Here is a 7,539-nt window from a genome sequence, read left to right on the forward strand (position 1 = left end):
GGGCCCGCGCCCTTCACCAGCTCGGCGTCACCCCCGGCGCTCACCGCACCCTGATGAGCCGGGTCAACGAGACCCTCCCCGAGCGGGATGCCGCGCTCCTGATGAGCTCCCGTCAGTGGCCCGTCCTCGCCCACCGCATGCACCGCATGGCCCAGGAAGGCGTGCCCTTCGCCGCGCACCTCGCCCGTATCGCACCCGACACCGCCGCCTGGCGCGACGGCCCGCCCTCCGACATCACCACCCGCCTCCTCCTCGCCGCCCACCACGCCCTCACCACACCGCTCGACCAGGCCCTGCCCACCGGCCCCCGCGTCTCCACCACCGCGGCCCGCTCCCGCTCCACCACCACCGCCCCGGACACATCCGTGCCGAAGCAGCCCACTCCCTCCGAACCAGCGGTACCGGCACACCGTCAACAGGCCGCCCCCGCACCCCGGCAAGGGCACGGACGATAACCCCCGGCCCGGCTGCCGCTCCCGCACCGGTTGTTGTGGCGTCGCGCCTCCGATCCGGGAGACGATGACCGTGTGATCAACCGGGATATCTCCTTACGTCTGGCAGCCGGGCGCGGCCGCCGTGTCACCCAGCTCGGCGAAGCGGCAGCGCGCTGGGGCGGACAGGTACCCGAGGACCCGGGCATCACCGAACTCGCCGACCTCCTCGAAGCCGCCGCCACCAACGCCCTCGACCGGCCCGGCGACTCCGGACACACCACGAGGGCTCTCCTGGCCGGTGCCGTCGAGGACCTGCGGGCAGCCGCCCGGCTCGGCGGCCTGCTCCCCGCGGTCACGCTGTGGCACCTGCAACGCGCCATAGACCAGGAACACACCGCCCACCAGCAGACCGTCCCTGCACAGCGCCAGAGACACGACCGGTGACCCCGGTGTGGGGCCGCGCACGGGGCAGGGCGGTGATGTTGAGCGGACCAGCAGGGAGGGCCCGTACCGGCCGGGAACAGCGCACACGTGGGTGGCGTCACCGGTGACGCCACCCCCTTGGGGGTGGCGGTCCGGGGTAGTCCCGCCCGCTGCTGGAGAGACCCGGCGGACGTGCCCTGGACCACCCCGGACTCCGTCTCCCGTTCTACCCGCAACCCCGGGGCCGGGCCTGTTTACCCGGCCGTCCGGAGGACCGGCAGCCCACCCGGCCCAGGGCCCTCACCGGCCCGGTCCCCCCTGCGTAGCCTCGTAGGCTCCGCCCGCAGCAGCCAACTGGCCGTAGTGGTAACGCTGTTCGCCCACATAACGTGGTCAAAACTCCGGAATGCTGAGATGGTCGTGGTCCGCTTCGGCCACTTTCGCTGCCCCCCCACCTCGTGGTCGACCAGATCTCTAAGGTCCAGTGCAACCGCGCTCAGCTCGTCATGGTCGACGTACCCCTGCGGCCGGCAAGCACGAAATACGTCTCGCACCCTCGGGGCGATCGGGCAGCCCGGCGGCCATCCTGTGCCCTACCAACGTCACCCGCCGCAGCCTTAGGATCACGGCATGCCCTTCCCATCCGCGCTGCTGGACCGTTTGGAGCGCGCCGTCCGGCGCTACGGCGCCGGCACGCCGACGGACCGAGTGGAACTCGCGTCCGCGATTTCCCCTCTCGGGGTCGGCCTCGACCCGGACTACGCCGAGTTCGTCGAGCGTTTCGGGGGTTGCTACGTCGGCATCCCCGTGTACGGGCTGCGGAACTCGGACCTGCTGGAGCACGTGAGCGTCGTAGACCTCACCCTGCGCTTCCGCCGCGACGGATGGCCCGGCACCGACCGAGGACTCGTCGTGTCCTTCGACCCCGCAGGCAACCCCCTCGTGCTCACTCCCGGTGGCCCCGTGACGAGCTACGACCACGACACGGGGCGTGCGTACAAGCTCGCCCAGGGGTTCGCGGCGCTGCTCGACCAGCACACCGAGGACTGATATGGGCCTCCGCCTGCGGGCCCGGGCCCGCAGGCGGACGACACGGGCCGGGGGAGTGGCAAGACAGCCTTCAGGGCACTCCGGAACATCCCCCAGTTCCACCCAGAACCCGCACCCACAGCCGTAACACCCCCCCGCAATCAACTGCGCCGGACTCCTCCTCGGAGCCGCATGAGCCCGGCCCCTGTGGACCTGTCGCTCTCGGACCGTATACGGCCCACGGCTGAGCACCCCAGGGCGACGAGCCCGGATCCCCTCCTCGCCCAAAGTCCAGCGTCACCAGGAACGCGCGGGCGACGGCTGACGCCCACCGCCGGGCCGCCCCCCCCGGCGGCGAGGGCGGGGACAATCCGCAGGTGACCACGACACCGCACCCCCCAACACCCTTAGCTTGTTCTTTATCTTCTGGTTGAAGTGTGGTGATGGTGACTTGTCTCTGACGCCCACTCGGTACCAAGAACCGATACCCCGCCCCCTGCCAGACGTTGGCAAGGCGGTCAAACGAGAAAACGCGACGGGTACGGACGGACCACCACGATGCCGGAGGCCACGGCCGCCGCTCGGCGCACGAGGTTCAGAATTCGATGCTGCGGGACCGATGATTTTCCCGCCGAGCCGCTGTCCCATCTGCATTAGAAGTACGGCACCTCCACGTGAAGCGGAGAGAAAAACATGTCAGCAACTCGCCAGTCGACGGCCACCGTGAAGTCGACGGTTGTCTCGAGCGACGGCACCCCCATCGCGTTTGAGCAGTCTGGCAGCGGGCCTACGGTAATCCTGGTGTCCTCGGCGCTGGCCGACCGCTCCGACACCAAGAAGCTCGCCGGCCTCCTCGCCCCGCACTTCACCGTCGTCAACTATGACCGCCGCGGCCGGGGCGCCAGCGGCAACAACGCCGACTACACGGTGCGGCGCGAGATCGACGACATCGCGGCGCTGATCGAGCATGCAGGCGGTATTGCCTCGGTGTTCGGCAGTTCGTCCGGTGCGGTACTCGCCCTGCGCGCCGCCGCGGCCGGCCTGAACATCAAGCGGCTCGCGCTCTACGAGCCGCCTTTCTCCGTCGCACCCAGCGACTTCGGACCGCCGCGGGACTTCGCACGGCACATCGACGGTCTGATCGCCGAGGACCGGCGCAGCGAGGCGGTCAAGACCTTCATGACCAAGGCCCAGGGCATGCCCGCGTTCATGGTCGGATCGATGCGGCTGATGCCCGGAGTGTGGTCGAACCTCAAGGCAATGGCCCATACCCTGCCCTACGACATCGCGGTCATGGGCGACACCCAGCAGGGCAAACCCCTCACCGCCGAGATGTGGTCGCCCGCGACTGCACCCACCCTCGTCATGACCGGCTCCAAGAGCCCAGACGGCTTCCAGAGCGCCGCGCGAGCGGTCACGGAGGTGCTCCCCGACGCCGACCATCACACGCTCCAGGGCCTCAATCACGGAGCGGTGGTCATGGCGCCCAAGAAACTCGCGCCGAAGCTCATTGAGTTCCTTCAAGGCTGAGCTTGTTCTTGACCTTCTGGCTTCGAACGGCGTCCCGAACTTGATCACCCAGGCGGGGGTTCGCCGGACGTGGGGCGGCCTTCGTCTGATCATGTGCTCCGACCAAGGTGCACGTGACCAAGACGAAGCCGTGAGGGTGAGTCTGCTGCCTGATGTTGTGCGGAGGGAAGCGTTCGCGGAAGCGTCACGCTTCCGAGGAGAGTTCTATGAGTGTCTGACCGCCCGGCGCGACGAGGTGTTCGAGCTGACGGACGCGGTGCTGTGCGCGTACGGTGCGGTGAAGTCCCCGGTGGACTTGACGCTGTTGCCCGAACATCGACGCGGGCACGGCGCGATATACGGCGGTCTCAACCGCAGCCGATCGACGTCGATCGGCTGCGGACGCTGCTGCCCGGGCTGTCGCTGCCGCGTTTCCACCGGTCCGCCCAGAACCCGCACCCACAGCCGTAACGGCCACGTTCCCAAGCCGACGCCCCACCACCGGCAGGCCGCCCCCGCCCCCCCCCGGCAAGGGCGCGGACGATAACCCCGGGCCCGGCCCGGCTGCCGCTCCCGCACCGGTTCTTGTGGCGTCGTGCCTCCGATCCGGGAGACGATGCCCGTGTGATCAACCGGGATATCTCCTCACGCCTGGCAGCCGGGCACGGCCGCCGTGTCACCCAGCTCGCCGACGCGGCAGCACGGTGGGGCGGACACGTACCCGAAGACCCGGGCATCACCGAACTCGCCGACCTCCTCGAAACCGCCACCACCAACGCCCCCGACCGGCCCGGCGACTCCGGACACACAACGAGGGCTCTCCTGGCCGGTGCCGTCGAGGACCTCCGGGCAGCCGCCCGGCTCGGCGGCCTGCTCCCCGCGGTCACGCTGTGGCACCTGCAACGCGCCATAGACCAGGAACACACCGCCCACCAGCAGACCGTCCCCGCACAACGCCAGGAACGGGAACGGTAGACCCGCCCGTTCGGGACCCCACCCGCACGCCAGCACGATGCACGCACTCTGACAGGCCGCTAGGACTGCGGACAGGTCGTCAGGACTGCGCCGGCCCTCCGGCGCTACGCACCCTCCACGCCTCGACGCCGTCGCCGTTCACGCGGCCTGCGCCCACTCCACCCCGAGCGCGGCCAGCCGCTCCAGCTGCTCCGCGCTCAGCCCCGCCCGCCGCGCACGGACGTTGGACAACCACACCCCGAGCCGCACCGACGTCCCGTCAGGCAGCTCCTCACTCCAGGACCGTGCCACCACCACCGTTCCCTCCCGCTCCACGTACTGGGCGAGCGCGACCAGACCTCGCTCGAACGCCCCGGCCCGCGCACCGCCTGCCACCCGCCGCGGCCGCGCCTTCACCGCGACGGCGGCGGGCTTCTCGGGCGGCCGGACACCGAGCTCGACCAGGCGCTCGCGCTGCCCCCCGGACAACCCCTCCCACCCCTCCTGCTGGGCAACCAGCCACGCACCCACGTCCAGCCCGTTCACCATCGCCCCGGGCTCCACGTACCCGACCACACCCCCCGGCGCCACAGCACCCCTCAGAGCCGCGTAATGACGCTGCCAGTCGACCGGCCAGTCCGGGTTCCAGTCCGGATCGATCGCGGCGAGCAGCGCCGCACGCCGCGACGCCCGCGCCCCGTCCTTCCCGAGACCGTTCTTCTTCCGCGCGTTCGCCAACCACTGACCCACCGGACGGTCCATGATCATCGCCGTCACCGGCGCCGCGAGCGTCCCGTACGCCACGGCATACGCACGGGCCGCGCCGAGGTTCTCCTCCCACGCCGCGTCCGCCGGATCCCACACCACATCGAGCGCTTCCAGGTCCTCCGCCCGCCCGGGCAGCATCGTCCCCGCCCGCATCGCCCGGCGCTGATCCGACAGCCACCGCCCCAGCGGAAACCCGCCCTCACCCCGCTCGCCGCCGCCCTCCACGTGGTTGTACGGCACGACGAGATCACCCTCCCGCTCCCGATACGCCACCGCCGCCCGGTGCCCCGCCCGCCAGTTCGCGTGCTCCGGCTCGATCAGGTTGTACTCCACCATCCGCGCGACCAACGCCGGATCCCGGTGCACCCCGAACCGCAGAAGCAGCCGCTGCTCCTCCTCGTCATCACCCTCGGGCGCCGGTCCGAGCCACGGCGACACCGGTTTCGACCGGTGCAGATCCTCCGACGGAATAGCGAGCATTTCCACCGCACGCTCATCATGCGCACGCAACCCGGAAAGAACCTTCAGAAGAGGCCGGTAAGAAGCCGAATATGGCATATCTTCCGGAGTTTCATCCGGCCCGAGAAAAACAGGAACAATAAGCGTCGCCAATTTATCCTGACCCGGCTTCTGCCGAAGCGCCCGACCAATAGCCTGCACAATATCCACCGCCGACCCCTTCGGATCTATAAGAGCAACGGAATCCACACTCGGACAGTCGACCCCCTCACCGAGAACCCGACAATTCGACATCACCGCGCGCCCCACCCGCCCACCGAACCGATGCAGCTCCTGAGCCCGCGCCTCCGGCTCGTGCTCACCCGACAGCCACCCCGACCACACCTCCTCCGGATGCCGCTCCGGATCGGCCGCGTGCAGCCGCCGCACCACCTGGCCCAGGCCCACACTGAAGGCCTGCGCCTCGATCGTCCGGTGGTGGAAGGTGATGCACCGCTCCAGCCCGTGCTCCGCCATCGTCTCCAGCAACGCCGCCTGGAGCACCGCGAGGCGCTCGCCCCGCACGTGCTCCTCGAACCGCTCCTCGCCGTATAGCTTCTCCAGCGTCAGCCGCGCGTCCCGCAGCTCCACCACTACGATCTGATACCGCGCCAGCAACCCCCGCGCGATCGCATCCGAGAGATCCAGAGCCCAGAGGACCGGCCCGTAGATCCGCTCATCCGACATCGAGCAGGCCATCTCCTTCGGCAACCGGTCCACCACCGCCTGCCGCTCATCCTGCCGACTCCAACGGGGCCGCGGCCGCTCCATCCAGATCCGCGGCGTCGCCGTCAGATACAGCCGGCGCATCGCCGGCAGCTGCTCCTGGTCGTGGACCACCGCCCACGCCTTCCCCAGCGAACCGCTGGTCCGGTGGGCCTCGTCCACACAGACCAGGTCCCACACGTCCATGGGAAGCCCGTACGCGCCCTCATGAGCCTCCACCAGCACCGGCAACGAGGCGTACGTCGCGAACACCGTCACCGGCCCGCTCCCGTAGTGCAGTGCCAACTGCGGGGCGTTCGTCGTCGACGGCACCCGCAAGTCGTACAGACGCGGATCGTCATCCATCGAACACACCGCCACCATCGGCCCCGAACGCCCGAAAGCCCGCCACTCCCGAACCGTCTGAGCCAACAATTCCAGCGTCGGCAGAAGAACCAGAACCCGCCCATGCGGAGAAATACGCTGCGCCGCACCGGCAGCAATGAACGTCTTTCCCGTACCACACGCCGCGTGCACCTGACCGCGCAGACCATTCCTCGGAATCTTCTGCCCGGGCCGGATTTCCAGCCCGGCAACAATGGCATCGACCGCTTCCGCCTGATGCGGATAGAGCGGAATTTCACCGGTCATGACGAGATACTCCAGATCCGGGGGAGGGGGTAGCCGTTCACTCGTGATGCTACCCGTGCATCACTTGATGCACGACACTGATTCATTACGATGCACCACATCGGCTGAACGGTTGGCCTGTTCCGACCCCACTGTGGCCGATCGATGTGCTACGTTGCGGGAACAGTGCGCATCAAGCCCTGACGAGCAGTCACAGCCCAGAACTTTGACCTCTCGTCAGGAAAATCGCTTCTCACCCTCCAACTCGACGCCCGGACGGGCCGGGGCCGGCCCCGGGAGGTGGTGCCCACCGGTTCGGGATCCTACCCGCAGACACAGTTGATGCACCGCCACCCCCCACCGCAGCGAGCCCGGCGAAGCCGGCAGGGCGGGAGCGCAGCGGACGCCCCGCCACGCAGCGAAGCGGAGAGGCGCACAGAATTCCCGCTTGCGGGAATTCAATTCACGCAACGCGTGAATTCTTATAAACCGCGCAGCGGTTTATCAAAGGCGCGCAGCGCCTTTAGAATTCGCGCAGCGAATTCCGTCCCTTCCATGCGCGCCAGCGCATGGATACCCGCTCCGCGGG

General features: G+C 69.1%; 6 protein-coding genes and 1 pseudogene. 6 read left to right on the plus strand and 1 reads right to left on the minus strand.

Going from position 1 to position 7,539, the window contains the following annotated elements:
- The 6 genes and pseudogenes from IE272_RS38430 to IE272_RS38450 form a co-directional block, all read left to right on the plus strand.
- The coding region (locus tag IE272_RS38430) for a hypothetical protein (RefSeq protein WP_190010404.1) at positions 1 to 455 on the plus strand (455 nt) is incomplete at its 5' end.
- 72 nt (positions 456 to 527) lie between these two features.
- Positions 528 to 878, plus strand: coding sequence for a hypothetical protein (locus IE272_RS38435; protein WP_190010406.1), 351 nt, complete (start codon positions 528 to 530; stop codon positions 876 to 878).
- A 609-nt stretch (positions 879 to 1,487) separates the two neighbouring features.
- Positions 1,488 to 1,907, plus strand: coding sequence for an SMI1/KNR4 family protein (locus IE272_RS38440; RefSeq protein WP_229898140.1), 420 nt, complete (start codon positions 1,488 to 1,490; stop codon positions 1,905 to 1,907).
- A 672-nt stretch (positions 1,908 to 2,579) separates the two neighbouring features.
- The gene (locus IE272_RS38445) at positions 2,580 to 3,416 is read left to right on the plus strand and encodes an alpha/beta fold hydrolase (protein WP_073743425.1); all 837 of its coding nucleotides are present in this window, start codon (positions 2,580 to 2,582) and stop codon (positions 3,414 to 3,416) included.
- Between the two features lie 136 nt (positions 3,417 to 3,552).
- Positions 3,553 to 3,830, plus strand: a pseudogene (locus tag IE272_RS39060) (transposase); the annotation flags it as partial.
- A 189-nt stretch (positions 3,831 to 4,019) separates the two neighbouring features.
- Positions 4,020 to 4,370 (plus strand): hypothetical protein, encoded by a 351-nt coding sequence (locus IE272_RS38450; RefSeq protein ID WP_190010408.1) that lies wholly within the window; start codon positions 4,020 to 4,022, stop codon positions 4,368 to 4,370.
- 138 nt (positions 4,371 to 4,508) lie between these two features.
- Here the strand turns inward: IE272_RS38450 and IE272_RS38455 are convergent, their stop codons facing one another.
- On the minus strand, positions 4,509 to 6,971 hold the full coding sequence (locus IE272_RS38455; protein WP_190010410.1) for a DEAD/DEAH box helicase: 2,463 nt from the start codon (positions 6,969 to 6,971) through the stop codon (positions 4,509 to 4,511).
- Between the last annotated feature and the right edge of the window lie 568 nt (positions 6,972 to 7,539).

This window comes from Streptomyces anulatus, from assembly GCF_014650675.1.
GTDB classification, from domain to species: domain Bacteria; phylum Actinomycetota; class Actinomycetes; order Streptomycetales; family Streptomycetaceae; genus Streptomyces; species Streptomyces anulatus.